At 62.4% G+C, this 25,984-nt stretch carries 26 protein-coding genes; 11 read left to right on the top strand and 15 right to left on the bottom strand.

From position 1 onward, the window contains the following. Positions 1-128 precede the first annotated feature (128 nt). The 6 genes from ALVIN_RS05625 (at position 129) to pyrC (ending at position 6,879) form a co-directional block, all read left to right on the top strand. Positions 129-1,235, top strand: coding sequence for a polyamine ABC transporter substrate-binding protein (locus ALVIN_RS05625; RefSeq protein ID WP_012970351.1), 1,107 nt, complete (start codon positions 129-131; stop codon positions 1,233-1,235). A 16-nt stretch (positions 1,236-1,251) separates the two neighbouring features. Continuing rightward, positions 1,252-2,388 (top strand): ABC transporter ATP-binding protein, encoded by a 1,137-nt coding sequence (locus ALVIN_RS05620; protein WP_012970350.1) that lies wholly within the window; start codon positions 1,252-1,254, stop codon positions 2,386-2,388. Positions 2,389-2,396: 8 nt separating this feature from the next. Continuing rightward, positions 2,397-3,308, top strand: coding sequence for an ABC transporter permease subunit (locus ALVIN_RS05615; protein ID WP_012970349.1), 912 nt, complete (start codon positions 2,397-2,399; stop codon positions 3,306-3,308). After that, on the top strand, positions 3,305-4,096 hold the full coding sequence (locus ALVIN_RS05610) for an ABC transporter permease subunit (RefSeq protein WP_012970348.1): 792 nt from the start codon (positions 3,305-3,307) through the stop codon (positions 4,094-4,096). Before ALVIN_RS05615 ends, ALVIN_RS05610 begins: the two co-directional genes overlap by 4 nt. 128 nt (positions 4,097-4,224) lie before the next feature. Then, positions 4,225-5,826: a phosphoenolpyruvate carboxykinase (ATP) gene (gene pckA, locus ALVIN_RS05605; protein ID WP_012970347.1), complete on the top strand. Its 1,602-nt coding sequence runs from the start codon at positions 4,225-4,227 to the stop codon at positions 5,824-5,826. Positions 5,827-5,829: 3 nt separating this feature from the next. After that, on the top strand, positions 5,830-6,879 hold the full coding sequence (gene pyrC, locus ALVIN_RS05600; protein ID WP_012970346.1) for a dihydroorotase: 1,050 nt from the start codon (positions 5,830-5,832) through the stop codon (positions 6,877-6,879). A gap of 48 nt (positions 6,880-6,927) precedes the next feature. On the opposite strand, the gene radA is transcribed toward pyrC, so the two are convergent. From radA to ALVIN_RS05580, 4 genes are read right to left on the bottom strand one after another with little or no spacing between them, the layout of a single operon-like run. After that, positions 6,928-8,301: a DNA repair protein RadA gene (gene radA, locus ALVIN_RS05595; protein ID WP_012970345.1), complete on the bottom strand. Its 1,374-nt coding sequence runs from the start codon at positions 8,299-8,301 to the stop codon at positions 6,928-6,930. Between the two features lie 6 nt (positions 8,302-8,307). After that, the gene (locus ALVIN_RS05590) at positions 8,308-8,820 is read right to left on the bottom strand and encodes a J domain-containing protein (RefSeq protein WP_012970344.1); all 513 of its coding nucleotides are present in this window, start codon (positions 8,818-8,820) and stop codon (positions 8,308-8,310) included. Between the two features lie 45 nt (positions 8,821-8,865). Next, on the bottom strand, positions 8,866-9,936 hold the full coding sequence (locus tag ALVIN_RS05585; protein WP_012970343.1) for an HDOD domain-containing protein: 1,071 nt from the start codon (positions 9,934-9,936) through the stop codon (positions 8,866-8,868). Positions 9,937-9,969: 33 nt separating this feature from the next. Continuing rightward, on the bottom strand, positions 9,970-11,871 hold the full coding sequence (locus tag ALVIN_RS05580) for an ATP-dependent DNA helicase (RefSeq protein WP_012970342.1): 1,902 nt from the start codon (positions 11,869-11,871) through the stop codon (positions 9,970-9,972). A gap of 244 nt (positions 11,872-12,115) precedes the next feature. Between ALVIN_RS05580 and cysC the strand changes: the two genes are divergently transcribed. From cysC to ALVIN_RS05565, 4 genes are all read left to right on the top strand, one after another. Then, complete coding sequence (gene cysC / locus ALVIN_RS05575; protein WP_012970341.1) at positions 12,116-12,802, top strand: adenylyl-sulfate kinase; 687 nt, start codon at positions 12,116-12,118, stop codon at positions 12,800-12,802. After that, positions 12,799-13,314: a metallophosphoesterase family protein gene (locus ALVIN_RS05570; protein WP_012970340.1), complete on the top strand. Its 516-nt coding sequence runs from the start codon at positions 12,799-12,801 to the stop codon at positions 13,312-13,314. Before cysC ends, ALVIN_RS05570 begins: the two co-directional genes overlap by 4 nt. A gap of 100 nt (positions 13,315-13,414) precedes the next feature. After that, positions 13,415-13,573 (top strand): hypothetical protein, encoded by a 159-nt coding sequence (locus ALVIN_RS17785; protein WP_012970339.1) that lies wholly within the window; start codon positions 13,415-13,417, stop codon positions 13,571-13,573. A gap of 108 nt (positions 13,574-13,681) precedes the next feature. Further along, positions 13,682-13,999: a hypothetical protein gene (locus ALVIN_RS05565; protein ID WP_012970338.1), complete on the top strand. Its 318-nt coding sequence runs from the start codon at positions 13,682-13,684 to the stop codon at positions 13,997-13,999. Positions 14,000-14,013: 14 nt separating this feature from the next. Here the strand turns inward: ALVIN_RS05565 and ALVIN_RS05560 are convergent, their stop codons facing one another. The 11 genes from ALVIN_RS05560 to ALVIN_RS16985 all read right to left on the bottom strand — a co-directional run bounded on the left by ALVIN_RS05560 (position 14,014) and on the right by ALVIN_RS16985 (position 24,385). Further along, positions 14,014-14,523 (bottom strand): FKBP-type peptidyl-prolyl cis-trans isomerase, encoded by a 510-nt coding sequence (locus ALVIN_RS05560; RefSeq protein WP_012970337.1) that lies wholly within the window; start codon positions 14,521-14,523, stop codon positions 14,014-14,016. A gap of 13 nt (positions 14,524-14,536) precedes the next feature. Next, positions 14,537-14,887 carry a hypothetical protein gene (locus tag ALVIN_RS05555; RefSeq protein ID WP_012970336.1) on the bottom strand — a complete coding sequence of 117 codons (351 nt, stop codon included), beginning with the start codon at positions 14,885-14,887 and terminating at the stop codon, positions 14,537-14,539. Between the two features lie 113 nt (positions 14,888-15,000). Next, positions 15,001-16,863, bottom strand: coding sequence for an adenylyl-sulfate reductase subunit alpha (gene aprA, locus ALVIN_RS05550; RefSeq protein ID WP_012970335.1), 1,863 nt, complete (start codon positions 16,861-16,863; stop codon positions 15,001-15,003). Further along, the gene (gene aprB, locus ALVIN_RS05545) at positions 16,863-17,345 is read right to left on the bottom strand and encodes an adenylyl-sulfate reductase subunit beta (protein WP_012970334.1); all 483 of its coding nucleotides are present in this window, start codon (positions 17,343-17,345) and stop codon (positions 16,863-16,865) included. The genes aprA and aprB overlap by 1 nt, the downstream gene beginning before the upstream one ends. Before the next feature lie 44 nt (positions 17,346-17,389). Then, the gene (locus ALVIN_RS05540) at positions 17,390-18,211 is read right to left on the bottom strand and encodes a hypothetical protein (protein WP_012970333.1); all 822 of its coding nucleotides are present in this window, start codon (positions 18,209-18,211) and stop codon (positions 17,390-17,392) included. 417 nt (positions 18,212-18,628) lie between these two features. After that, positions 18,629-19,822 (bottom strand): sulfate adenylyltransferase, encoded by a 1,194-nt coding sequence (sat, locus tag ALVIN_RS05535; protein ID WP_012970332.1) that lies wholly within the window; start codon positions 19,820-19,822, stop codon positions 18,629-18,631. Positions 19,823-20,160: 338 nt separating this feature from the next. Next, on the bottom strand, positions 20,161-21,516 hold the full coding sequence (locus ALVIN_RS05530) for an MATE family efflux transporter (RefSeq protein WP_012970331.1): 1,356 nt from the start codon (positions 21,514-21,516) through the stop codon (positions 20,161-20,163). Continuing rightward, a complete protein-coding gene (locus ALVIN_RS05525; protein WP_223295269.1) occupies positions 21,513-22,154 on the bottom strand; it encodes a hypothetical protein in 642 nt (213 codons plus the stop codon). The genes ALVIN_RS05530 and ALVIN_RS05525 overlap by 4 nt, the downstream gene beginning before the upstream one ends. A gap of 145 nt (positions 22,155-22,299) precedes the next feature. After that, the gene (locus tag ALVIN_RS05520) at positions 22,300-23,046 is read right to left on the bottom strand and encodes an SAM-dependent methyltransferase (protein WP_012970329.1); all 747 of its coding nucleotides are present in this window, start codon (positions 23,044-23,046) and stop codon (positions 22,300-22,302) included. Positions 23,047-23,167: 121 nt separating this feature from the next. Beyond that, entirely contained in the window at positions 23,168-23,569 is a 402-nt protein-coding gene (locus ALVIN_RS16990; RefSeq protein ID WP_012970328.1) for a GFA family protein, read from the bottom strand. Between the two features lie 138 nt (positions 23,570-23,707). Continuing rightward, a complete protein-coding gene (locus ALVIN_RS16985) occupies positions 23,708-24,385 on the bottom strand; it encodes a DUF6602 domain-containing protein (RefSeq protein WP_012970327.1) in 678 nt (225 codons plus the stop codon). A 60-nt stretch (positions 24,386-24,445) separates the two neighbouring features. Here ALVIN_RS16985 and ALVIN_RS05515 point away from each other — a divergent pair, with 60 nt between their 5' ends. Then, complete coding sequence (locus tag ALVIN_RS05515) at positions 24,446-25,777, top strand: IS4 family transposase (RefSeq protein ID WP_012969763.1); 1,332 nt, start codon at positions 24,446-24,448, stop codon at positions 25,775-25,777. The last annotated feature ends 207 nt before the right edge of the window (positions 25,778-25,984 follow it).

Below are 25,984 nucleotides of genomic sequence, written 5' to 3'. Positions count from 1 at the left end.
CGTTCACGCCGTCACGAATCCGACATATCCTTCAACCGCGCCATGCGTTAGCATTGCCGCCGGTTCGGGCGCCCTCCTCCCCGCGCGCCCTGTGATCTCATCCCCGACTCGTCGCGAGGAGTACCCCATTGTCCAGTCAAGCCACGAAGACCCCACGTCTGCTGTTGTCCCTGTTCCTGCTGGCCGTCGGCGCCACCGCCCTGGCCGAAGATCGGGTCCACGTCTACAACTGGAACGACTACTTCGCCGAGGAGACGCTCTCCGGCTTCCAGGAACGCACCGGCATCCGCCCCGTGCTCGACCTCTACGACTCCAACGAGGTGCTGGAGGCCAAGCTGCTGGCCGGCGCGAGCGGCTATGATGTGGTCTTCCCGACCGCGCATCCCTTCGCCGCACGTCAAGTCGAGGCCGGAATCTACCAGCCGATCGACATCGCCAAGCTCCCCGGCCTCGACCAGCTCGATCCGGCCATCATGGCCAGTCTGGCCAAGATCGATCCGGGCAATGCCCATCTGCTGCCCTATCTGTGGGGAACCACCGGAATCGGCCTCAATCCCGACAAGGTCCGCGCCGCGCTCGGCGAGGACACGCCACTGGATACCTGGGCGCTGATCTTCGACCCGGAGAAGGCGTCGAAGCTCGCCGGCTGCGGTATCAGCCTGCTCGACGATCCCACCGAGGTGTTCGCCGCCGCGCTGGTCTATCTGGGCAAGGACCCCAACAGTCAGGCACCCGAGGATCTGGAGGCCGCCGCCGAGCTGATCAAGGCCGTGCGGCCGCACATCCGCTACTTCCATTCGTCGCAGTACATCAGCGATCTGGCCAATGGCGCCACCTGTGTGGCCCATGGCTATTCGGGCGACGTGCTCCAGGCGCGCGAGCGTGCCGAGGAGGCCGGCAAGGGCGTGACGGTCGCCTATCGCATCCCGCGTGAGGGCGCCGTGCTCTGGACCGATGTCATGGCCATCCCCAAGGACGCGCCCAATCCCGAAGCGGCCCATGCCCTGATCGCCCACCTGCTCGACCCCAAGGTGATCGCGGCGGTCTCGGACTATGTCTATTACGCCAACCCCAATCAGGCGGCCACGCCCCTGATCGAGGCCGAGCTGCGCGACGATCCCGGCATCTATCCGCCGGCTGAAGTCCGTGCGCGGCTGTTCACGCCCGATGAGCGCACCGAGCGCGAGATCCGCAACCTCAATCGGTTGTGGACGCGTCTGAAGTCCAACCAGTAAGCCGGCGAGTCGTTGCGTGCCCAGTCCATCCGATCGCCGTCCGCTGGAACCCTGGCAGGACCCCAAGGCCGCGCCCTATGTGCGCATCGATCGCGTCACCAAGCAGTTCGGTGACGTCTATGCCGTCGACGACGTCAGCCTGAACATCTTCCAGGGCGAGTTCTTCTCGCTCCTGGGCAGTTCGGGCTGCGGCAAGTCGACCCTGCTGCGGCTGCTGGCCGGTCTGGAGTATCCGACCAGCGGACGCATCTACATCGACGGCGTGGATGTCACCGACGTGCCGCCCTATTCGCGGCCGGTGAACATGATGTTCCAGTCCTATGCGCTCTTTCCGCACATGACGGTGGAGCAGAACATCGAGTTCGGGCTCAAACAGGACCGGCTGCCGCGCCGCGAGCGCGCCGAGCGCGTCAATGAGATGCTCGACCTGCTCAAGATCACGCCGCTGCGCAAGCGCCGGCCCGATCAGCTCTCGGGCGGTCAGCGTCAGCGCGTGGCGCTCGCCCGCAGTCTGGCCAAGCATCCCAAACTGCTGCTGCTCGACGAGCCGCTCGGCGCGCTCGACAAGCGGCTGCGCGAAAACACCCAGTTCGAGCTGGTCAATCTCCAGGAACGCCTCGGCATCACCTTCGTCACCGTCACCCATGACCAGGAAGAGGCCATGACCATGTCGAGCCGCATCGCGGTCATGGACGCCGGCCAGATCATGCAGATCGACACCCCGACGGCCATCTACGAGTTCCCCAACAGCCGCTTCGTGGCCGAGTTCATCGGCTCGGTCAATCTGTTCGAGGGCAAGATCGTCGAGATCCAGGGCGATGACATCCTGATCGAGGCCCAGTTCGGCGGCCTGATGCGGATGCGCAGTCTCCAGCCGCACCCGATCGGCACCCCGGCGGTGGTAGCGATCCGGCCCGAGAAGCTGCGTCTGTGCCAGACCCCGAGCGATGACGGCGTCAACCGGCTCCAGGGCGTGGTCGAGGACATCGCCTATCTCGGCGACGTGTCGATCTACCGCCTCCGCACCGGTGGCGGCACCCTGGTCGAGATGACCCTGACCAACATCCAGCCGCGCACCGAGCAGGCGCTGACCTGGGAGCAAGAGGTCTGGGTCGAGTGGTCGCCGACCAGCGGCGTGGTCCTGACCGACTGAGCGCAGGCATGAAGTCTCCACATGTGAGCAACGAGCGCCGCCTGAGCCGGCTGTTCAACATCGGCCTGCCCTATCTGTGGCTGGGGCTGTTCTTCCTCTTGCCCTTCGTCATCGTGCTGCGCATCAGTCTGGCCGAACCGCAGCTCGCCCAGCCGCCCTACACCGCACTTTGGGAGTGGATCGAACAGGGCGTGCTCCAGATTCGTCTCAACCTGGGCAACTTCCAGTTGATCGGGGAAGACGAGATGTATCTGGCCGCCCTGCTCAACTCGCTGTGGGTCGCCCTGGTCGGCACGCTCGGCTGTCTGCTGCTCGGCTATCCGATGGCCTATGCCATCGCCACCGCACCCGAGTCGCGGCGTATTCCGCTCCTGATGCTCATCATCCTGCCGTTCTGGACCTCATTCCTGATCCGGGTCTATGCCTGGATCGGGCTGCTCAACGCCAACGGGCTGCTCAACGGCTTTCTGCTCTGGCTCGGCGTCATCGAGGAGCCGCTGAAGATCCTGCACACCCAGACGGCGGTCTATATCGGTGTGATCTATTCCTATCTGCCGTTCATGATCCTGCCGCTCTATGCCAACCTGACCCGGCTCGACCCGACCCTGCTGGAGGCCGCAGCGGATCTCGGGTGCCGGCCGTTTCGCGCCTTCACGCGCGTGACCCTGCCGCTGTCGATGCCGGGCATCGTCGCCGGCAGCATGCTGGTGTTCATCCCGGTGGTCGGCGAGTTCGTGATCCCGGATCTGCTCGGCAGCCCCGGAAGCCTGATGGTCGGCAAGCTGATGTGGACCGAGTTCTTCGCCAACAAGGACTGGCCGCTGGCCTCGGCGCTGGCGATCGTGCTGCTCGCGGTGCTGGTGGTACCCTTCGTGCTCATGCAGCGGCTGCAACAGGACGATGAGGACGGGCGGACATGAAACGACGCTTCTGGCCGCTGCTGAGCGTGCTGGCCTTTGGCTATGCCTTTCTCTATGTGCCGATCTTGCTGCTGATCCTCTATTCGTTCAACGAATCGCGGCTGGTGACGGTCTGGTCGGGCTTTTCGTTCAAGTGGTACGGCGAGCTGCTGCACAACCAGCAGTTGCTCGACGCCGCCTGGCTGAGCGTGCGCATCGCCGCGCTCAACGCCACCATCGCCTTGGTGCTGGGCACGCTCGCGGCCAATGCCCTGGTGCGTCATGGGCGCTTTCGCGGCCGCACCGGACTGGAGCTGCTGCTGACCGCGCCGCTGGTGATGCCGGACGTCATCATCGGTCTGTCGATGCTGTTGCTGTTCGTGGCGCTGCAACAGACCATCGGCTGGCCGGACGGACGCGGTTTCAGCACCATCACCATCGCCCACATCACCTTCAGTCTGGCCTATGTCGCGGTCGTGGTGCGCTCGCGTCTGGCGCGCATGGACAGCTCGCTGGAGGAGGCGGCCATGGATCTGGGCGCACGTCCGCTGACGGTCTATCTGCGCATCACCCTGCCGCTGATCGCCCCGGCGCTGCTCTCGGGGTGGCTGCTGGCCTTCACGCTCTCGCTCGACGATCTGGTGATCGCCAGCTTCGTCTCCGGTCCGGGATCGACCACGCTGCCGATGGTGATCTATTCGAGCGTGCGCATGGGCGTCTCACCCCAGATCAATGCGCTCGCGACCCTGGTGGTCGTCCTGGTCGCGCTGGCCGTGGTGATCGCCGGATTCTCGTTGCGGCGACGCTGAAGCCCGCCGGGCACGCCGGCGCGGCCGTGATCCGAGGCGATGCCGGCGGCGCGAGGCCAGGCGTGATTGTGCTAGGCTTCGGCACGATCGTTCGAACATCCGAAGCCGGCATTCCGAAGGAGCCTCCCATGCGCGTCTCTGGTCGACCCACTGAGCATTCGCTCGACCATCACGGCCTCTACAACCTCGACACCATCCACTGGAACCTGCCGACCCCGGCGCTCTACGAGCAGGCGATCCGGGCGCACGAGGGTGTGGTCTCGCACATGGGGCCGCTGGTGGTGCGCACGGGACATCACACCGGGCGCTCGGCCAACGACAAGTTCGTGGTCGAGGAACCGAGCAGCCGCGATCACATCTGGTGGGGTGAGATCAACCGCCCGATCGACGAGGCCCATTTCGATCTGCTCCATCATCGTCTGGCCTCCTATCTGCAAATGAAGGAGATCTACGTCCAGGACTGCTATGTCGGCGCCGATCCCGACTATCGGATGCCGGTGCGGGTCATCTCCGAGTACGCCTGGCACAGCCTCTTCGCGCGCAATCTCTTCATCCAGCCCAAGCCCGAGGAACTCGACACCCTGGTGCCCGAGTTCACCGTGATCGACGTGCCGCGCTTCCACGCCATCCCCTCGCTCGACCAGACGCGCTCGGAGACCTTCATCCTGGTCAACTTCGCCAAGCGGCTGGTGCTGATCGGCGGAACCAGCTATGCCGGCGAGATCAAGAAGTCGCTGTTCACGGTGATGAACTATCTGATGCCCTTCCGCGACGTGCTACCGATGCACTGCTCGGCCAACATCGGGCCGGACGGTCGCACCGCACTCTTCTTCGGTCTGAGCGGCACCGGCAAGACCACGCTCTCGGCCGATGCCGCGCGCACCCTGATCGGCGACGACGAACACGGCTGGAGTCCGAACGGCATCTTCAACTTCGAGGGCGGCTGCTACGCCAAGATGATCCGGCTCTCGCCCAGCGCCGAACCCGAGATCCATGCCACCACGCGCCGCTTCGGCACCGTGCTGGAGAACGTGACCGTGCGCGCCGAGGACCGGCGGCTCGATCTCGACGACGAGTCGCTGACCGAGAACACGCGCGGGGCCTATCACATCAGCGCCATCCCCAACGCCAGCGACACCGGACTCGGCGGTCATCCCAGCGTCGTGCTGTTCCTGACCTGCGACGCCTTCGGCGTGCTGCCGCCCGTCTCGCGCCTGACACCCGAACAGGCCATGTATCATTTCATCTCGGGCTACACGGCGCGGGTCGCCGGTACCGAGAAGGGTGTCACCGAACCCTCGCCCGTCTTCAGCGCCTGCTATGGCGCACCCTTCATGCCGCTGCATCCGCAGCGTTACGCCGAACTTCTCGGCCAGCGGCTGGCCGAGCACGGCACCCAGGTGTGGCTGATCAATACCGGCTGGAGCGGCGGACCCTATGGTACCGGGCAGCGGATCCGCATCCCGCACACCCGCGCCATGGTCAACGCGGTGCTCGATGGCCGGCTCGACGGTGTGCCGACCCGACTCGATCCGATCTTCGGTCTCCAGATTCCGGAGTCCTGCCCGGACGTTCCGGCCGAGATCCTCGATCCGCGCCGCACCTGGCCGAACGGCGCCGACTACGACGCCCAGGCGCGCAAGCTCGCGGGCATGTTCGCGTCGAACTTCGCCAAGTTCGCCGATCAGGTCGATCCACGTATCACCGCCGCCGGACCCAAGGTGGATTGAACCATGGAATCCCGCGACGCGATCGAGATCATCCGCCCGGACGACTGGCACCTGCATCTGCGCGATGGCGCAGCCATGGCCGACGTGGTGGGCTTCAGCGCGCGCCAGTTCGCGCGCGCCATCGTCATGCCGAATCTCAAGCCGCCGGTGGTGACGACCGAGCAGGCGCTCGCCTACCGAGCACGTATCCTCGCCGCGCTCCCCGAGGGCAGCGGTTTCACGCCGCTGATGACGCTCTATCTCACCGACCGCACCACCCCGGACGAGATCGCGCGCGCCCGGGATAGTGGTGTGGTGGTCGCCTGCAAGCTCTATCCGGCCGGAGCGACCACCAATTCCGAAAGCGGCGTGACCGACATCCCACGGCTCCAGCCGGTGCTGGAAGCGATGCGAGCGGCCGGAATGCCGCTCCTGGTGCATGGCGAGGTCACGGACGAGGCGATCGACATCTTCGACCGCGAGCCGATCTTCATCGAGCGGGTGCTGCGCCCGCTCATCGATCAGGTTCCCGGACTCAAGATCGTGCTGGAGCATGTCACGACCGCCGAAGCGGTGAACTTCGTGCGCTCCGGCCCCGAGACGCTGGCCGCGACCATCACCCCGCATCATCTGCTCTACAACCGCAACGCCATCCTGGCCGGCGGGATTCGGCCGCATTTCTACTGTCTGCCGGTGCTCAAGCGCGAGCGCCACCGGCTGGCGCTGGTCGAGGCGGCGACCAGCGGTCATCCGCGCTTTTTTCTCGGCACCGACAGCGCGCCCCATGCGATCGGAACCAAGGAATGCAATTGCGGCTGCGCCGGGATCTTCAGCGCGCATGCCGCGCTGGAGGCCTATGCCGCCGTCTTCGAGCGCGCCGGCGCGCTCGACCGGCTGGAAGGCTTCGCCAGCCGGCATGGACCGGATTTCTACGGCCTGCCCCGCAACCAGGACCGCCTCAAGCTGATCCGCGATCCCTGGACCCTGCCCGAGCACTATGCGTTCGGAGACAGTCAGGTGGTTCCGATGTGCGCCGGTGAGACCATCGGCTGGCGGATCGAGGCTTCGGTGTAGCGTCCCTAAACGCACATCCCCAGTGGCGAGCACTGACGGGCGGATCTTTCAGAACGCCGCCCCCAGCGCCTCGCCCAGGGTTCTGACGACCGTGATCTCCAACCCCTCGACGCCCTCCTTGGGCGCGTTGCCCTTGGGCACGATGGCACGCCGGATGCCGTGCTTGACCGCCTCGCGTAGCCGGTCGGGTCCATTGGGGACGGGCCGCACCTCGCCCGACAGCCCGATCTCGCCGAAGGCCGCCAGATCGAGCGGCAGCGGCCGGTCGCGATAGCTCGACAGCACCGCCAGCAGCACCGGCAGATCGGCCGCCGTCTCGGCGATGCGCACCCCGCCGACGACATTGACGAAGACGTCCTGATTGAACATGCCGATACCGCCATGCCGGTGCAGCACCGCCAGCAGCATCGACAGCCGGTTCTGATCCAGCCCCAGCGCCACCCGGCGCGGATTGGCCAGCGGACTCTCGTCGACCAGCGCCTGGACCTCGACCAGCAGCGGGCGCGTCCCTTCGCGCGTGACCATCACCAGACTGCCCGAGACCGGCTGATCGTGGCGCGAGAGAAAGATCGCCGAGGGATTCTTGACCTCGCGCAGACCCTGATCTCCCATCGAAAACACGCCCAACTCGTTGACGGCGCCGAAGCGGTTCTTGATCGAGCGCACGATGCGGAAGGGTCCACCGTGCTCACCCTCGAAATAGAGCACGGTGTCGACCATGTGTTCGAGCACGCGCGGCCCGGCGAGCGCGCCGTCCTTGGTCACATGCCCGACCAGGAACACCACGGTGTCGCGCTGCTTGGCGAAGCGCACCAGTTGCGCCGCCGACTCGCGCACCTGCGACACCGAGCCGGGCGCCGATTGCAGCGTCTCGGTATAGAGGGTCTGGATCGAGTCGACCACCATCACCCGTGGCCGCTCCTGCTCGGCGTGGGCCAGGATCTGTTCGACACAGGTCTCGGCCAGCAGTCGGATGCCGCCGCCGGACAGTCCCAGCCGGCGCGCGCGCAGACCGATCTGCTGAGGTGACTCCTCGCCGCTGACATAGAGCACCGGCTGCTCGGCGGCCAGCGCCGCGCACGCCTGGAGCAGCAGAGTCGACTTGCCGATGCCCGGATCGCCGCCGATCAGGACGACCGAGCCGGCGACCAGACCGCCGCCGAGCACCCGGTCCAGCTCGCCGATGCCGCTCTGGACGCGCTGGCGCTCCTCCGGGCTGACTTCGGCCAGGGTTTCGATCTTGTTGGAATCGACGACTCCGGCATAGCCGCCGCTGCGCTCGGCCGGACGGCGGCGTAGCTCAGCGACTTCCTGGAGACTGTTCCAAGCGCCGCACTCCTGGCACTGTCCGGCCCATTTCGGATAGCGCGCGCCACAGGCGTTGCAGACATAGGCGCTCTTGGGTTTGGGAGCCGTGGCCATGTGTCGTCAATCTCCCAGCAGGCGACGTTTGGCCGCATTGATGCGGGCGGCCAGATAATCCGAGCCGCCGCGATCCGGATGCAGCCGCTGCATCAGCCGCCGATGCGCGGCACGGATGGCCTCGGCATCGGCCTTGGCATCGACGCCGAGGATGGCGCGCGCCTCGTCCTCACTCAGAGTGCCCGAGCTTGGAGGCACGCCCTGCCCCGCCCCGCCATCGGCCGAACCGGCGCCAGCGCCCACCCCGAGCCCGAGCGAGCGCAGGATCTGTTGCAGCTCAGGCACCAGACGCAGGAACGCGAGCAACCGCATCAGCACCGGAATGGCCGCGCCAAGGAGCGCGAACAGCGGATTCAGGCGTCCGGTGAGTACCGCAAGCAACAGCACCGCAATCAAGCCCCAGATCGCCGCCTGACGCAGTCGGCGCGCCAGCAAGGCGCGCGGCATCGTACGTAGCCGATGGAGCAGCCACAAAGCCGCCGCCAGCAGCAGGATGACGAGCACGAGCCGCAGGATCATGCCTCGCCTCTCACGCGCGGGGTTCCAGGGAGAGCGTCGGTGCGGTCAGTTCTGTACATCGATCAAAAGTCGGCGATAGCAGGGTTCGGACATGAACATCGCGGCATCCACCTCGTCTTCGGGAAGCCGCCGTTTCTCGACCAGAAGGTTCAGTTTGGCATATTGATCGGCGACGTCCAGGATCGCGCCCAGCCAGGAACGCGCGGCGTTCGGCTCCGGATTGGCCTGCTCGTCGATGGCCTGTATGACGCTCTCGGGAAAATTCCAGTCGTCGATGATGCGGTGCGACAACTGTCTGGAGCGCTCGATGAAGACCCTGTAGAACGCCCCTGAGTTCGGGATCGGGTCGCGCTGTTTGTCGAGCACCTGGTCCATGAGCCGGAACCCGACCATCAGCCCCACGTTGGCGACCAGCCCGGCCAGATAGGCCGAGAACACATCCTGCCCGCGCTGCTCGGCCAGACAGTGACAGGCCAGCGCGCAGCGCTCGGACTGCATCCAGACGCGCGCGGCGGCCAGATTGGTCACATGCCCCGACTTGAGGTTGAAGATGGGATAGAAGGCCACGCGCGCGACGAGCTGATGCAGTCCGTCACGCCCCAGCAGCACGACCGCCTGCTCGATGTTCGAGATCTTGCGTGCGCGCCGGTAATAGGGGCTGTTGGCCACACGGATGACTTCGCCGACCAGAACCGGATCCCGTGTGATCTGGCGCGCCAACTGTGCCCCGGTCATGGTCTCGTCCTTCAGACTGCGCATCAGTTGCGGAATCACCATCGGCAGGCGCGGAACCAGCGTGGAACTCGATTTCTGGCCGGTGACCAGTTGCTCGAAGGCGTCGAGCACATGGGCCTCGGACTGACTCAGCGACAGATCGGCGAAAGCGCTGAGATCGAGCAGCCAGGGATAGAACCAGCGGTCGAAGCGGATCGGCGGCAACTCCAGGTCGATCGACCCATCGCCCTCGCTGGTGTCTTCATCCGACTCGCTCGCGATGTCGTCTTCCGACGGCGACGAAGACGAATCGCGGTCGTCGATCTCATCGCGTTCGTCGTCCCGCGCGCGAACCCGATTTCCATGCAGCAGGCGCCCGAACAGATTCTTCAGGAAACTCATAGGCTTGAGCCATCCAGGTTGAAACCGGTCATCTCAGGCGAAAAAGCACCGGACCTGCTCGATCTCGCGCGTCCGGGCCATCGGCGGCAGACTGTCGAGAAAGGTCTGGCCATAGGACTTCGACAGCAACCGGGGATCGCAGACCACCAGCACGCCGCGATCCTCCGACCCGCGAATCAGACGCCCCGCCCCCTGTTTGAGCGCAATCACCGCGCGCGGCAACTGATAGTCGCGGAACGGATTGCCGCCGGCCTTGCGCAGTGCCTCGATGCGCGCGGCCAGCACCGGATCGCCTGGAGAAGCGAAGGGCAGACGGTCGATGAGCACGCATGACAGCGCCTCACCGCGTACATCGACCCCCTCCCAGAAACTGGAGGTTCCGAGCAGGACGGCGTTGCCAAGCGCTCTGAACCGCTCGACCAGCTCGGCGCGCGGCGCCGTGCCCTGCACCAGCAACGGATAGCGGATACGCCCCTCCAGACCCTCGGCGATCTCGCGCAGCGCGCGATGACTGGTGAAGAGCAGGAAGGCACGGCCGCGACTGGAGTCGATCACGTCGCACGCCAGCTCCAGGACGTGCCGATTGTAGTCCGGCTCGGCCGGTTGCGGCAGTCCGCGCGGCACGAACCAGAGCGCCTGCCGGGCATAATCGAACGGACTGTCCCAACGCGCCGTCTCGGCGTGCTCGATGCCGAGCTGGCGGGCGAAGTGCTCGAAGCCGTCGCCGACGGCCAGGGTCGCCGAGGTCAGCACCCAGGCCGTGCCCGCGCGCCCGATGCGTTCGCGGAAGAGATCGGCGATCTCCAGCGGCGTCTGGTGCAGCCGCAAACCGCGTCCGAGCGTCTCGAACCAGCGTACCGTATCGGACGATTCGCCGGTGGTGATGCGCGTCAGGCGCTGGAACAGATCCAGGGCGCGCTCCAGACAGGCATCCAGACCCTTGCCGCGTCCGGCGACGATTTCGAGTGCCGCGATCAGATCGCCCAGACGCTCCGCGACGCTGAGCAGCGCCTCCGACACGCTCGCATCGGCCACCAGCTCGTCCCAGGGACCGCGCCGGTCGCGGTCACCCATCGTCAGACGCAGATCCTGCGTGGCCCGGCGCAGATGCGCGGCCCGATCGCGCAGCGCGAGCACGTCCCTGGCGTCGCGGATGGCTTCCAGTTCGGTGTCGTGCGCCAGATCCAGGAGCTGGCGGCTGCTAAGACTGATCCCGAAGAAGCCGGTCGCGGTTTCGGGGAGCTGATGGGCCTCGTCGAGGATGAAGCAGTCGGCGCCGGGCAGGATCTCGCCAAAACCCTCGTCCTTGAGCGCCAGATCGGCGCAGAAGAGATGATGGTTGACGACCACCAGATCGGCGTCCTGGGCCTCGCGTCGCGCGGCGACCAGATGGCAGTCGCCGAACTCGGGACAGTCCTGGCCGAGACAGTTGTCGCTGGTCGAGGTCACTTCGGGCCAGATGGCCGCGTCCTCGGGGATCGGCAGCTCGGCGATGTCGCCGCGCTGGGTGACGCTAGACCAGTCGCGGATCTGCTTGAGCTGACCGCGCGTGGCGCCGTCGAGACGGGCGCTGTCGGCCAGGATCAGGTTCAGACGATGGCGGCAGAGATAGTTGGCACGACCCTTGAGCAGTGCCGTGGTCACGGGTACGCCGAGCGCGCGGCGGATGAGCGGCAGGTCGCGATGGAAGAGCTGGTCCTGGAGATTGCGCGTCCCGGTCGAGATCACGACCTTGCGCTCCGAGAGCAGCGCCGGAACCAGATAAGCGAAGGTCTTGCCGGTGCCTGTACCGGCCTCACAGATGAGCACGCCGCCGGATTCGAGGACATCGGCGACCCGCGCGGCCATCGCCTGCTGCTGGGCACGATGGGTGAAACCGGGGATCTGGTCGGCGAGCCGGCCATCAGGGCCGAGGATGTGGGACAGATCGGTCATGATCTCAGGTGTCAGCGCGGGTCTTGAGCACAGGTCGCGCTCAACCCTGTAGCGTTACCTCCGGCTTCGATCGGGCCATCATGATTTCATGGTTCCTGGAAGTCAATCACGACCTCGGGTGAAGGTGGCCAGTCGAGACGATGATTGACAATGGATTGGCGTGGATTTGAGAATGCCGGGCGCGTTCGTTGGCCTCCGGCCACGGCTTCGCAGTCGGGTTCATACACCAAGAGAAGGATTCCGCATGACGACCGATGTCCATCTGACCTGGCACGAGCACCGCGTTTCGCGCGAGGATCGCGAGCGTCTCAACGGCCATCGCGGCTGTGTGATCTGGCTGACCGGCCTGAGCGGCTCGGGCAAGAGCACGCTGGCCAATGTACTCGACCACAGGCTCTCGGAACGCGGCATCAAAACGGCCGTGCTCGATGGGGACAATGTGCGTCATGGACTCAACGCCAGCACGGGGATGCTGCGCGAGACGCACGGCGAGGAATTCGCCCAGCGTTTCGGACTGGGGTTCACCGCCATCGATCGCGAAGAGAACATCCGGCGCATCGGCGCGGTCGCGCAGCTCTTCTGCGAGGCCGGCCTCATCGCCCTGACGGCCTTCATCAGCCCCTATCGGATCGACCGTCGGCGCGTCAGAAACAGCATGCGCGAGGGCGACTTCATCGAGGTCTTCGTCGACACGCCGCTCGAAGTGTGCGAACAGCGCGACCCCAAGGGGCTGTACAAGAAAGCGCGTGCCGGGGAGCTCAAGCATTTCACCGGTATCGACGATCCTTATGAAGCGCCTGAGGCCCCGGAGCTCGTGGTGCAGGCCGGCGAGCGCACGCCGGAAGAACTGGCCGATGAGGTCATCGCCTATCTGATCGATCGCCGGATTCTGCCGCCCGTGGACTCGAACCCGACAGGCGGAAGCTCATGAAAATCTGCATCGTTTCCGACAGCCATGATCGCGGCCCCATGCTGGCGACCGCCATCGCGGAGGCCAAGACGCGCGGGGCCGAATGCGTGCTGCATTGCGGCGATCTGATCGGCACCAATACGCTGCTGGCCTCGCTCAAGCTGGAACTGCCGATCCATGTGATCCACGGCAACAATCTCGGCGATCCGGTCTCCATCTCGCGTCTGGCCTGCGGGTCCGGCGGGCAGCTTCAGTATCACGGCAACGATGCGGATCTGACGCTGGCCAGGCGGCGGATCTTCATGACCCATTATCCGCACATCGGCGAGGCGTTCGCCTGTGCCGGCAATCATGACCTGGTCTGCTGCGGACACAGCCACGAGCCGGAGATCCGCCGTCTGGACAACGTGAAGGGCGGCCAGACCTGGCTCGTCAATCCAGGCACTGTGGCCGGACTCGGCGCGCCGGCGGCGACCTGGATCTTCGCGGATCTGGAGACGATGACCTTCGAACTCCAGGAACTCGAGCGCTAGCGATCCGGGGCTTGACATGGATTTGCCGCACCCGGATAGTGCTTCAGCCTGTTCTCTGTCATAGACACATTGACCCATCAACCGTCAAAGGTCAGCACGCATGAGCGAACAAAAAGCCCGTCCTCAGGTTCCGGATGGCCGTAGCCGATTCGTCGTGACCCGTCAGAAACAGCCGAATGAAAAGGGCTTCGTCGGCTATGAAGTCATGTGGGATTCGTTCCAGAAAGAGGCCACATATCAGACTCCAAAGCGTCCCTGAGTCTGGAAACGGACGCTCTGTAGGAGGCGGTGAGGAGCGAACCGCATCGATCGCGACTGAGGCGGTTCGCCACACTCACCACATCCTACGACACGATTCGATCGGATCATGAAACTGATACTGGACAGTTCGGCCTTCAACGATCTGCAAGCCGCATTCACGGCTGAGATCGTCACCCGCATCAAGATCAAGCTTCAGGAGGCCGGTATCGAGCCGGACCAGCTCGAAGACCTCACGGCCGGCATTGCGTTGAGCATCGCCGGTGTCATCGACGATCTCGCCGAGATCGAGGCCGATGGCGTCGAAGTACATCCCTATCTGACCTTTCGCACCGACGACGAGACGCTCGTTCACTGGGGCGAGAACGCCTATACCTATGAGCAGGTCTATGGCGCCATGAGAAAGCTGTTTCACAGCGCGCGGTAAAGTCCGAACCCCGGTCAGATCGGCCGTGTCGGTGATCCGCCGATGTCCGGTCCCTGATCCAAGGTGCCGCCGGCGGCGATTTCCTCGTCCGTCGCCTCGCGCACGCTCAGCACTTCCAGCTCAAAGACCACCTGCCGACCGCACAGCGGATGATTGCCGTCGATCGTCAGCGTCCTGTCGTCCATACGGGTGACGAAAAAGGTCTTGGTCTCCCCTTTCTCGTTCTCCATCAGGATCTGCATCCCGACTTCGCGGTATTCCTCGGGCACGTTCTCGATCAGATCCGTGATGACGAGTGATTCGTCACGCGCCCCATAGAGATCGCTGCAATCGATCGGAACCGAGATCGTCTCGCCCACCGACCGACCGTCCAGTTCCGCCATGACGCGCGGATCAAGCACCGAATTGTGGCCGTGCACATAGCCCAGCGGAAACTCAACGGCCGTCAGGACGTTCCCCGTCTTCTGATCGATGACGCGATAGCTCAGTTCGACGAATGTATCGTCGCGAATGGTCTGTTTCATCATGGCCTCGGAATCAGAAGATCGACGCGGCAAAGATACGCACTTCGCCATTCTCATAGCCGAGCACCATGCGTCCCAGCCATTCCCCTTCGCGCGCCGTACTGCGAACGCGGTAGAGCGCCGTCACATGCTCGCCGCGCCGGATGAGTCCGAGAAAATCACGCTCCTCGACCAGATTGCGCGACAGCTCGCTGTGCGCGAACTGCTTGCCCATTTCGACTTCGTTCAAGCCCAGCAGCAGGTTATAGGAGAACTTCTTGATGAACTTGCCGTACTGGCCCTTGTTGGAATACTTGACGAGATCGTCCCACAGGGGGTGCGCGATCTCGATGATTTCGTCGTCGGTCAGATCGTTGATGTTCATGTCACCATCAAATCGTCTTCAAGCTACGGCGTTTGAGCCTTCAGTCCCGAAAAAAACCGGGCCCCCGGCGGTGCCGGGAGCCCGGACTTCATCTCAAGGCACGCTCGATCCCGTCAGGCATCGACCAGATGGTAACAGGGCGCCTTTTCCATGGTGTACTCGCCGGTATCCGGATCACGACGCGACACCGTCAGCACATGCCAGTTCTCGTCGTCGACCTTCAGGGCATCGCCACGGTAGTAGTAGCCCGGCCAGCGGGTCTCCTTGCGGAACAGGGTGTGATGCAGCACCGCCTCGGAGGTGAGCTGACGATGCTTCAGCTCCCAGGCGCGCAGCAGCTCATGGATGTTCTCCGCCGCCAGCTTCTCGAGATCCTCTTCCAGGAGTTTCATCTTTTTCAGACCGATGTTGAGCAGATTCTCATTGGTCATGTAGCTGACGGTCACGCCGCCGCAGTACTCGTCCATCAGCTTCTGCAGACGATCCAGACCCTGACGCGGGTTGATGTAGTTCGGGTTGACCGAACCGGCGGTGATCTCGTTGCGATAGACCCGGTAGTGCTCCATCGGCTTGTAGATCTCCTGGCGACGCCGCTCGATCTGCGCGTCCGAGACCCGGATGCCCTCGGCCTTGCCGTCGTCGATGTACTTGCAGGCCGCCTTGGCCGCCAGACGCCCCTCGGTGAAGGAGCCGGATGAGAACGCATGCGGCGTGCCGCCGACCGCGTCACCGGCGCCGAACAGGCCCTCGACCGTGGTCATGCGGTTGTAGCCCCAGAAATACTCGGGCGGCGAAACGTCCTCCGGACCCGAACACCAGGCGCCGCAGCCGGTCGCGTGCGAACCCATGACATACGGCTCGGAGGTGGTCAGCTCAGGGTTCTCGTTCTTCGGATCGACGTCGGTCGCGGCCCAGAGCACGGCCTGACCGACGGTCATGCCGAGGAAGTTGTGCCAGCCGATCTCTTCCAGATGCGGGTCCTGGAAGGCTTCCATCGTGACCATGTGGATCGGCCCGCGACCGGCGTTGACCTCGCTGATCAGCGCATGGTTGCGCAGACAGGTCGGGATCGGGCGATGAGTGCGGTGCGAAAGCTCAGGGTCGAGATACTCCTTGCCGACCATCTCCTGCAATTGCGGCCACCACTTGGACTCGTACTCCTCCCCAAGACCGTTCTGCGTATAGGTCTTGAGGTGCAGGAAGTAGGCACCGACCGGGCCGTAACCGTCCTTGAAGCGCGCCAGCACGATGCGGTTCTCCATCTGGGTCATCTTGGCGCCAGCGCCGATCAGCAGACCATAGGCCGACCCCGAGGACCAGGGCGCATACCAGACGCGACCCGCGCCCTCGCCCACCGACCGCGGCTTGTAGATGTTGGAGGCACCGCCGGCGGCGACGATGACCGTCTTGGACTTGAAGACGTGATAGTTACCGGTGCGCACGTTGAAGCCGACCGCGCCCGCGATCCGGTTGGGCTTGCTCTCGTCCATCAGCAGATGGGTGACGCAGATGCGGTTGAAGACCTTGTCGGCCGACTTCTTCGCCGCTTCGGCGACGATCGGCTTGTAGGACTCACCGTGGATCATGATCTGCCAGCGGCCTTCACGCTGATAGGCGCCGGTCTTGGGGTTGCGCATCAGCGGCAGACCCCATTCCTCGAACTGGTGCACGGCTGAGTCGACGTGACGCGCCATGTCGAACAGCAGGTCTTCGCGCACCATGCCCATCAGGTCGATGCGCGCATAACGCACATGATCTTCCGGGTTGTTCTCGCCGAAGCGGGTGCCCATGTAGCAGTTGATGGCGTACAGACCCTGGGCCACGGCACCGGAGCGATCGATGTTGGCCTTCTCGGCGATGACGATCTTCTTGTCCTGACCCCAGTAGCGCGCCTCGAAGGCCGCGCCCGTGCCGCCCAGGCCCGCGCCGACGACCAGAACGTCGATGCCGTCCTCGATGATTGTCTTGTAAGCCATCAGTAGCACACCCCTGCTTGCATTTTCAGGCCGTTGGACTCCAGCGTATGCAGACCGCCGTCATCGAGACGAATGTACTTGGGCTCGTTGAACAGCAGCTGGCTGTCGCGCATCTCGTTCGACGGCGCCGGCACCTCCTTGAGCTTGGGCGTGCACTGCCCCCAGGGCTTGGTGGTGATGGGCGCGAGCAGGTTCATGTCCTTCTCGCCGTTGCGGAAGATGATGCGCCAGGCGATGACGCCCTTCTCCTCGTCGCGACGCACCCGCACCGAGTGACCCAGCGGGGCGAAGTCGGCATAACCGCGCACGTCGATCGCGTTGTGCGGACAGGCCTTGACGCAGGAGTAGCACTCCCAGCACATGTTGGGTTCGATGTTGTAGGCACGACGGATGGTCGTGTCGATGTGCATGATGTCCGACGGGCAGATGTCGACGCATTGGCCGCAACCGTCGCAGCGCGTCATATAGACGAACGTTGGCATTCTCGTGATCCTCTTCTCTCTCGACTGTGTTCAGCGCGGTGAGATCAGTAATGGGTCGGCGCTTCGCGCTTGATCCCCAGGCCCATGTAGGGCGGGGTTTCGCCCATGTAGGTCGGGATGTCCGGATAGCGCTCTTTGACGATGGGATCGGTCAGCTCGGGCATCTCGGGCAGCTTGTCGAGCGAGCCGTCGGCCTTGGCGACCTTCTTCTGGAAGGCAGCGGCGGGCTTGAAGAACATGTGCGCCAGCTTCGACCAGTAGACGGTGCCGAACAGCGTGGTGGCGGCGGCGATGAAGAGCGCGAAGATGAGCATCGAATCCAGCAGCGACCACACCAGGGCCAGGGTCGTCGTCAAGAGCAGCGAGACGATGAACAGATCCGACAGATGCACGTCATGCCAGGCGTGGCCCTCGGAGCGCACGTCGACGCGGATCTTGAACCAGAACCAGTAGCCGCCGATGCAGACCATCAGTGCGCCGAGGTGCCAGAGCAGGGACACGAAACCCGAGGTCTCCCCTTCCACGCCGAAGATCAGGATCGCGGTCGTCACCACGAAGGTGACGAAGCCATACATCATGAGCAGGTGGGACTTGCGCCGATCGGGATTCTCGAACTCGCCCGAGGCCAGAACTTCGTTGGCCAGGGTGCTGACGGCCAGACCGATCTTCTCGGCGCCGCCGACTTCGCGCTTGGCCAGTTTCTTGAGCGACTTGCCTTTCTCGAAGAAATACTGGGCGCTCTTCTTGTGCTTGACGTCGAGCAGGGTGCCGCCGATGACCAGAAGGATCATCAACACGACATAGGCCTGCATCACGCCCGGCGGAATAACCGCCGATAGTTCGATGAAGGGATTGCTGGTAATCATCTCAATCAGTTCCTCCGCGAGAAACCCCGTCCTTAAGGGCGGGGAGGGATAGCGGCTACGACAGTTCAGCCGCCGGAAACAGGTGCAGGCTTTCCACCTGCCGGGCCGCGAGGCTCTGCCCGTAAGGGCCTGGTGACGGACGACGCCTCGCGGCGTGGTCGCTCCCCTCGCCAATGTGGGCAACCGGCTCCCGCTTGCACGGCGATCAAGACCTTCGACGCTTTACCTTTCGTCAGCCTGATCCTGACCTTTCAGAGCGGCGGACTGAGGAAGCATCCGCCGGTGAGTCTTAACGACCTGTTGCACACGTAGCCCCTTTCGACCCTCCTGGTCAGGCGGGCTTAGGCTGGTCAACTCAGCTTGCTCTACACAAGCTCCGCCCTTCTGGGCGGGGTAGTTGACTGGCTCTCCGTTGGGCTACGACTGAGGGAGTGACCGGTAGTAATCCATGAGGATCTGGGCGACCTCGGGACGCGAGAACTCGGGCGGCGGGGCCTCGCCCTGGCCGAGCATCTCGCGCACCCGAGTACCGGACAACTGGATAAAGTCATCCGGTGTATGGTCGGGGGCGTCGCGCATCATCACGACTCGTCCAAGCTTCTTGGAGTAGGCCGTGTTGTCGGCGCGGAAGATCTCGATAGCGAGCACGTCGGTCGGAACCGCGTCATCGAAGATGGTCTGGGCGTCGAAGGGACCGTAGTAATCGCCGACGCCGGCATGATCGCGCCCGATGATGAAGTGGGTCGCGCCCATGTTCTGACGGAAATAGGCGTGCAGCACCGCCTCGCGCGGTCCGGCATAGAGCATGTCAAAGCCGTAGCCCGTGACCATCACGGTATTGGGCGGGAAATAGAGCTCGGCCATGGTGCGGATGGCCGCATCGCGCACCGGGGCCGGGATGTCGCCCGGCTTGAGCTGACCGAGCAGCATGTGGATCACGACGCCATCGGCCTCGACCGCCTCCATCGCCATCTTGCACAGTTCCTCGTGCGCGCGATGCATGGGGTTGCGGGTCTGGAAGGCGACGATCTTCTGCCAGCCGCGCTCCTGGATCTCGTGGCGGATCTCGACGGCGGTGCGGAAGGTGTCGGGGAAGTCGGTCTGGAAGTAGGAGAAGTTGAGAACCTGGATCGGTCCCGAGATGGCTGTGCGGCCCTGGCTGTTGAAGGTCTCGACGCCTGGGTGCTTCGGGTCCGAGGTGCCGTAGACCTGTTCGGTCATCAGGGCCATCTGCGCGTCCGAGACCTGTTCGACGGCGGTGACATCCATGACCGCCAGTACCGGATTGCCCTCGACGTTCGGGTCACGCAGTGCGATTCGCGTGGCGCCGGCGATGGCGTCGGCCGATTCCAGCAGACAGAGCAGCGGCACCGGGAAGAAGCGCCCGTCGGTCAGAGTCATCGACTGCGCGCTACTGAGCGCGTCGGCCAGATTCATGAACCCGTCGAGCGGGCTGAAATACCCGGCGCCCAGCATGACGGCATTGCCGGCCGCCTGGGAGCTGACGATCACCGAGGGCAGCGACTCGGCTTCGCTCGAGAGTCGGTGGTGCTGCTCGGGGTCATAGACGAAACGCGGCCTGAGTTCATCAGAGCCGACTGGCTTGATCATGCACGAACCTCCTTCGACAGAGGGTGAAGACGCCACTGGATGCGTTGCATCCGCCTGAGTTCGTAGCCTGAGCGAGGCGATCGCCGTTTGGTCGGGGAAAATAGCAGAAAAGCTGCGGTTTTGTGAAAGCTTTTTAGTCGATTCTTATCGACGGGCGTCGCCGGCCTGATCGGGCGCTCGGCCTGTACCTGACTCGGGATGTCTGAAGGCACATTCCAGGCGGCTATCGGGCCGACGACCACCTCGCGGGCGTGGCTAACGTCCGCCGTAACCGGCGCCCGACGGAGCGCCGCGCCATTGGGCGTCCGAGTCAGTGCGGATGTCAGGCCGGCATGGATCTAGATGTGATGCCCAAACAATTTCTTGTGTGTTCCATGAACCAGCAGGAGCGCCACTCCCAGTGCCAGTAACTCCGCCAGCGGGATTGCCACCCAGACGCCGTCGATACCGATGAATATGGGCAGCACGGTCACACCGATCAGCACGAATACCAATCCGCGCAGCACGGATACGATCAGCGAATTCTTGGCTTCACCCAGCGCGGTGAAGTAGGTGATGATCAGTACATTGAGTCCGTTGATCAGAAATACGAAAGCGAAGAGATACAGGCCATCGATTGCGATCTGGAATGCCTGACTCTCGTCGCTATCGAAGAACAACAGGATCACATGGCTTCCAAACACCTGCAATATGACAAACACCATCGCGCCGATGCTCATGTTGACCGCCATGGCAAAGTGAAACAATCGTTTGACCCGCTCGTGATGTCCGGCTCCGTAATTGTAGCTCAGTACCGGGATCAGACCATCCGAAATCCCGAGGAACAACAGCACGCCTATGAGGTTGATGTAATTGATGGCCGTGAACGCAGCCACACCATCGGCGCCCAAGAGACGCACGACGGTAAGGTTGATGATCAGGATGCTGGTCGCGGCCGCCATTTCCGAAACGCCTTCGGATGAGCCATTGTAGGCGGCCTGTCGCAAAAGCGGCAGATGGAACCGGCCTTTCAGCATCGACAGCCGCTGCCTGGGATTGAAGGTCATGCTTCCGGAAATCAGCAATCCGATGGTGAAGGCGACCCCTGTGGCCACGCTTGCTCCGGCCGTTCCCCAGTCCAGCCCGATCACAAAATACAGGCTGAGCAATACATTGATCACAATGGTCAGCGACATAATGACCATCGAAAACTTGGGATGCCCCAACGCCTTCAGCATGGCATCGGAATAAAAACACAAGCTCAGCGGCAAGATGAACGGCGCCAGACCTTTGAGGTAGGCAAGAGAGAACGGCAGCAGCCGTTCATCGGCACCCATCAGTCTAGTCAATGGTTCGCCGAACAGCAGCAGCAAAACCGTGGTAATCAGGCTGATCCCCACCATCGCGTAAAAGCCGGTAGACATTGCGTCCTGCGCCCTGTCCGGGTTTTTGCGCCCCAGCTCCATACTGACCAGTGCCTGACTTCCGATGCCGACGATCAGCGCCAGCACCATGATGATGCTGAACAGCGGCAGAATGATATTGACCCCTCCCAAGGCGTCAGGCCCCAGATGGTTTCCCACCACCACGCCGTCCACCAGGCTCTGCACACCAAAGAACACCATCGTGACGACGCTTGGCAGCGCGTATTTCAGAAAGACCCGACTGACCGGGGCATGCTCCAATAAATGTTTGTTGTCGAGATTGCTTTTCATTGATTGATTTGGCGGTCTAGCGTTTCGCTTGCGTGAGGCGTGTCCATCTCGACGCAGCCGTCAGGCGACGAGTTCCGTGTGTTCACATTCGGCAGTACCCGCCGTCTATGCGCTGCTACCAGGATCAGCAGCAGACACATCATGGCGATGACGGCTGGGAACAGCACTGTTGTAGCCGAATAATGCTCAAGTGCCAGGATGGCGATGATGTTGCGGATGGCGAACAGGGCGAAAAACAGCAATGACTCGGAATGCGGAAAGCGATAGATCTTTCTGATCGTTGGCCCGAATCCAAGCGCATCGACGGTCGTCAGGACAACGACTGCCCACAGCGGATCGGATGTGAGAAACCAGAGCGGCAGCGAAGACAGTGCCGAAACGAAAAACACCCAGTCGGATTTCGTGGTTGTGATGTCTGCGCGTTTCAAACAGGCAAGGCACGCAACCAGTATGGTGATGACGCCCGACACGCCGATAGGCCAGGCGCCGACCCCGCCGCCGTCTTCGATCTGCGCCAGAAAAACCACGCCAGTCGTCGAACCCCAGATGATCCATGAAAACACATGGGGCTTGGTCTTGCCGCTGAGGATGGCGCGGACATAGGGAATGAATGCGGCAAAGGTGAGCGCGATGGCCATGGCGCTCAGCAGTTCTCTGTATGGCGCGGAACCCATGCGTTTGTTCGCCTGTCGCCGGTTGGCCGGCGCGCGTCAGCGCATCCAGGTGAGGCGCGGGCGTTCTTGAGTTTTTACAGCGTGATCGGCATGGGCTGAGTCGCTCTCATCAGCGTGCCATCAATGCGAACACTCCCCATCCAAGGTATTCGCGCGTGTAGGCGACGTGGCGTTTTGGCGCGTCGTTCAGCTGAGATCGGATCTCTTCCGCGAAATCGTCTTCGGGATTGGCTTCGAGCCATCGGCGCATGGTGAGCCATTTGGCCGCTTCGTATCGGTCCCAGCCTTCCTGATCGGCCAGAACCATTTCCACGACATCGTAGCCGAGCGTGTCGAAAGAGGCGATCAGCTCAGGAAGTCCGTGAAAATCCGAGATGGAATTGGCAAAGCATTTCTTGGCGACCGCTTCCGTTGGTGGTAATTGACGCCAATAGGGTTCGCCGATGAGGATGATTCCGTTGGTGTCGAGGCTTTTCGTCAAAAGCTCGATGGTGCCGGCGACTCCGCCGCCGATCCATGTGGCGCCGACACAGGCGGCCACACCGCACTTGTGGTCAGCGATGTATCCGGCCGCGTCGCCATGAATGAATTCGACTTTGTCGGCGACGCCGAGTTCTTCAGCACGGTCTTTGGCTTGCCGGCTGAACAACTGGCTCATGTCGACACCGATGCCGGTGATTCCGTAATCGCGCGCCCAGGTGCACAGCATCTCGCCCGAACCACTGCCGAGGTCGAGTACACGAGTCCCAGGTTCAAGGCGCAGCACGGCGCCGAGCGTGGCGAGCTTTTCCGGCGTGAGCGGGTTGTGAATGCGGTGGGCGCTTTCGGTAATATTGAAGATGCGTGGGATATCCAATGTAGAGAACCTTTTTAATAAGTATGAATAGATCCGATCAAAACCTAACGCTTGGCTTTGCGGGGCGCCGGAGCGCAGCGTGGGTGTGTCTGCCAACCGCCTTTGGTTATGTGATCGTGGCTCACTCCGGCAGACCTTCGAATTTTGGCACTTCCCCGAGTTCGGCATCCCAAGACGATTTGCTGGATGTGAAAATGTGAGCTGTTGGCAATATGGAGACTGTGGTGTCCAAGCATCCTGCGGGAACGACGAGCAAGCCTGGAATCTGAGTGTTTGGTAAGGCGGAGCCACACAGCTTACAGAAGCTTTTGCTGTGAAGAGTGCCTGGAAGCGTAAAGGAAGTCACAGCATCCGCGCCTGACTTCCAGGTCAGTTTGGCCGAATGCGAAAATAAATTCGCCGCATGAGCAGATCCCGTGTCTTTTTGGCAATGGCGGCAATGGCACAGGTAAAAGCTGTCGAATTTACCTTGCACCTTAAATTTCACAGTACCGCACAAGCAAGAGCCGAAGTGATCGGTCATCGGAATTTTTCTGTGGCCCGTACTGACAAATAGGTGCATAGCTTTTGGTTTGGGTGCGCCGCGCAGGCGTCACCTGGAAGCACTTACTATGCGCATTTCACATATCAAATAATTCAATAGATAAAATAGATTTGACTTTCATTTTTTTGTCGCCAACTCTATTTTTCGCTTTAATGTTTCTATAATTTTATGGATGTATGATTCAGTGAGAGAGCTGACTGAAGAATAAAAGTGCTGAAGCGCATTTATTTCAGAGCCTTCTAAATCCTCATAGAACCAAGAGCTATAACCAATCATATCACTGCATGCTATCACGCCATCTTTGCGCAAATGATAAGATTTGTTAATTCCAGTTATTTCATCTGGCAAAAACTGAAAAGAATCATGATCGAAAAGCTGATAATCACCTTCGTGCTTATATGAGTGCAGGTAGCTGCCGATATCTTTTATGTTTTTTGAGTTGAATATAAATAAGTATTTTTTTGCGTTCGGTAGGCAGTCGAAGCTTTTAAAAAAATCAATCGCGCCGTGAAAAAATTTCTTATTTATTGTCGTTTTAACTTCTATAACTGCGAGAACTGATTCTGAAGGAACAATAACTATATCATTGATCCTATATAAAGGTGCATATGACTGCGAGTCGTAGATCAAAATATCACATTGTTTAGAAAGCTCACCTTTTTCATTAATCACAAACCCTTGCTCAACGCTCACCAAGTTAGGCAGATGGCTTTTAAGAAAGCTCCTAATAATCTCTTCGGTCAAAACGCCAATCGTTGGGTTGTGCTTCGTGACATAGGACTTAACCCATCCCATTACACAGAACTCTGGGTGTACGATAGAGAACTGTTTTTCTGAGACATGTTGGAGCACACGATGGGCTGGGCGTCGGAAGAATTGGCCTCGATTGATCTGGGCGACACGCGCCGCGACCGGCGTGCGATCCACTTGATCGAGCGCCTGGCCGAGCATCCGACGGCGAGTATTCCGGGGGCCTGCAACGGCTGGGCGGAGACGCAGGCGGCCTATCGGTTTCTCGGCAGTGAACGCTACGACTGGCTCGACATTCTGGAGCCGCATCGTCAGTGCACGCAGAGGCGCATGGCGGCCTATCCGGTGGTGCTGTGTCTGCAGGACACCACGGAGCTGGACTTCAACGGCCAGACGATCAAAGGACTTGGTCCCTTGAGCTACGAGGCCCAGCGCGGGATGTACCTGCATCCGACCTACGCGGTGACGCCCGAGCGCGAACCGTTGGGTGTCCTGGATGCCTGGATGTGGGCCCGCGAGCCAAAAGACGCCGACGGCCAGCGTCCGGGAGGCCCCGAGAGTGTGCGCTGGAAAGAAGGCTATGAACGGGTGGCGGACCTGGCCAGGGAGTTGCCCGACACCCGCCTGGTCTATGTGGCCGATCGTGAGGCCGACATACTGGACCTGATGGTGCGCGCTCGGGATTTGGCAACCCCCGCCGATTGGCTGTTGCGCGCCAAGCATAACCGCGCGTTGCCCGGTGGCGAGGGCCAGAAGCTGTGGGGACGTGTGCTGGACACTGAACCGCTCGGGGAGGTGCGCTTCACCGTGCCGCCTGGACGCGGGCGCACCGCCCGAACGGTGCGCCAGGAACTCTATGCGCAGCGGGTGAGCCTCTCGGACCGGCGCCAAGGTCACCTTGAGGTCACCGGCGTGATCGCGCGTGAAATTGAGGCCCCCAAGGGCGTCAAACCGATCGAATGGCGTCTGCTGACCAACCGTCGAGCCGACACGCTCGAGGCCGTCGTCGAACTGATCGAATGGTACCGGGCGCGCTGGGAAATCGAGTTGCTGTTCTTGGTGCTCAAGGAAGGCTGTCGGGTCGAGGCCCTGCAACTGGGCACTGTCGAGCGCTTGGAACGCGCTTTCGCGCTGTTTCTGGTGGTGGGATGGCGCATCGCACGATTGATGCGCCTGGGACGCACGGTGCCTGACCTGGAGGCCTCGCTGCTGCTCGAACCCGAGGAGTGGCAAGCGGCCTACATCCTGGCCAAGAAGCCCGTACCCAAGCAGCCCCCGCGACTCAACGACGTGCTGCGCTTGATCGCCCGCCAGGGCGGTTTTCTCGGACGCAAGGGCGACGGCGAACCCGGTGTAAAAACCATTTGGCTCGGTTTGCAGCGCATCAGAGACGTGGCCGCCGGAATCAAATTCGCCAGGGAATCTCATGACTTATGAAGATGTGTGTAATGAGATGAGTTAACCGGCGCTGCGCAGCTTCATCGCGCAGCGCCCGGCGACCGAAGGGAGTGAGATTGAGCACCGAGTTAGCCCTCAATTGGAATATAGCTTGCCAGCATATAGTGAATCTACGGCAAGATGCATCCACTGCCTCACACAACATGGAAGCTGGGGATCTCGCTTCGCCAACTCGTACTTCCGTGC

It is taken from the genome of Allochromatium vinosum DSM 180 (genome assembly GCF_000025485.1).
In the GTDB taxonomy this organism is placed as follows: Bacteria; Pseudomonadota; Gammaproteobacteria; order Chromatiales; family Chromatiaceae; genus Thermochromatium; species Thermochromatium vinosum.
The sequence above is the reverse complement of the archived record's forward strand: the minus strand, read 5'-3'. Positions and strand labels throughout refer to the sequence as shown.

Excerpts from the sequence above, each read along its gene's own strand:
- ALVIN_RS05615 (WP_012970349.1), top strand. The coding sequence starts at position 2,397 with ATGAAGTCTCCACATGTGAGCAACGAGCGCCGCCTGAGCCGGCTGTTC.
- ALVIN_RS05610 (WP_012970348.1), top strand. The coding sequence starts at position 3,305 with ATGAAACGACGCTTCTGGCCGCTGCTGAGCGTGCTGGCCTTTGGCTAT.
- pckA (WP_012970347.1), top strand. The coding sequence starts at position 4,225 with ATGCGCGTCTCTGGTCGACCCACTGAGCATTCGCTCGACCATCACGGC.
- pyrC (WP_012970346.1), top strand. The coding sequence starts at position 5,830 with ATGGAATCCCGCGACGCGATCGAGATCATCCGCCCGGACGACTGGCAC.
- radA (WP_012970345.1), bottom strand. The coding sequence starts at position 8,301 with ATGGCCACGGCTCCCAAACCCAAGAGCGCCTATGTCTGCAACGCCTGT.
- ALVIN_RS05590 (WP_012970344.1), bottom strand. The coding sequence starts at position 8,820 with ATGATCCTGCGGCTCGTGCTCGTCATCCTGCTGCTGGCGGCGGCTTTG.
- ALVIN_RS05585 (WP_012970343.1), bottom strand. The coding sequence starts at position 9,936 with ATGAGTTTCCTGAAGAATCTGTTCGGGCGCCTGCTGCATGGAAATCGG.
- ALVIN_RS05580 (WP_012970342.1), bottom strand. The coding sequence starts at position 11,871 with ATGACCGATCTGTCCCACATCCTCGGCCCTGATGGCCGGCTCGCCGAC.
- cysC (WP_012970341.1), top strand. The coding sequence starts at position 12,116 with ATGACGACCGATGTCCATCTGACCTGGCACGAGCACCGCGTTTCGCGC.
- ALVIN_RS05570 (WP_012970340.1), top strand. The coding sequence starts at position 12,799 with ATGAAAATCTGCATCGTTTCCGACAGCCATGATCGCGGCCCCATGCTG.
- ALVIN_RS17785 (WP_012970339.1), top strand. The coding sequence starts at position 13,415 with ATGAGCGAACAAAAAGCCCGTCCTCAGGTTCCGGATGGCCGTAGCCGA.
- ALVIN_RS05565 (WP_012970338.1), top strand. The coding sequence starts at position 13,682 with ATGAAACTGATACTGGACAGTTCGGCCTTCAACGATCTGCAAGCCGCA.
- ALVIN_RS05560 (WP_012970337.1), bottom strand. The coding sequence starts at position 14,523 with ATGAAACAGACCATTCGCGACGATACATTCGTCGAACTGAGCTATCGC.
- ALVIN_RS05555 (WP_012970336.1), bottom strand. The coding sequence starts at position 14,887 with ATGAACATCAACGATCTGACCGACGACGAAATCATCGAGATCGCGCAC.
- aprA (WP_012970335.1), bottom strand. The coding sequence starts at position 16,863 with ATGGCTTACAAGACAATCATCGAGGACGGCATCGACGTTCTGGTCGTC.
- aprB (WP_012970334.1), bottom strand. The coding sequence starts at position 17,345 with ATGCCAACGTTCGTCTATATGACGCGCTGCGACGGTTGCGGCCAATGC.
- ALVIN_RS05540 (WP_012970333.1), bottom strand. The coding sequence starts at position 18,211 with ATGATTACCAGCAATCCCTTCATCGAACTATCGGCGGTTATTCCGCCG.
- sat (WP_012970332.1), bottom strand. The coding sequence starts at position 19,822 with ATGATCAAGCCAGTCGGCTCTGATGAACTCAGGCCGCGTTTCGTCTAT.
- ALVIN_RS05530 (WP_012970331.1), bottom strand. The coding sequence starts at position 21,516 with ATGAAAAGCAATCTCGACAACAAACATTTATTGGAGCATGCCCCGGTC.
- ALVIN_RS05525 (WP_223295269.1), bottom strand. The coding sequence starts at position 22,154 with ATGGCCATCGCGCTCACCTTTGCCGCATTCATTCCCTATGTCCGCGCC.
- ALVIN_RS16990 (WP_012970328.1), bottom strand. The coding sequence starts at position 23,569 with ATGACCGATCACTTCGGCTCTTGCTTGTGCGGTACTGTGAAATTTAAG.
- ALVIN_RS16985 (WP_012970327.1), bottom strand. The coding sequence starts at position 24,385 with ATGGGATGGGTTAAGTCCTATGTCACGAAGCACAACCCAACGATTGGC.
- ALVIN_RS05515 (WP_012969763.1), top strand. The coding sequence starts at position 24,446 with ATGGGCTGGGCGTCGGAAGAATTGGCCTCGATTGATCTGGGCGACACG.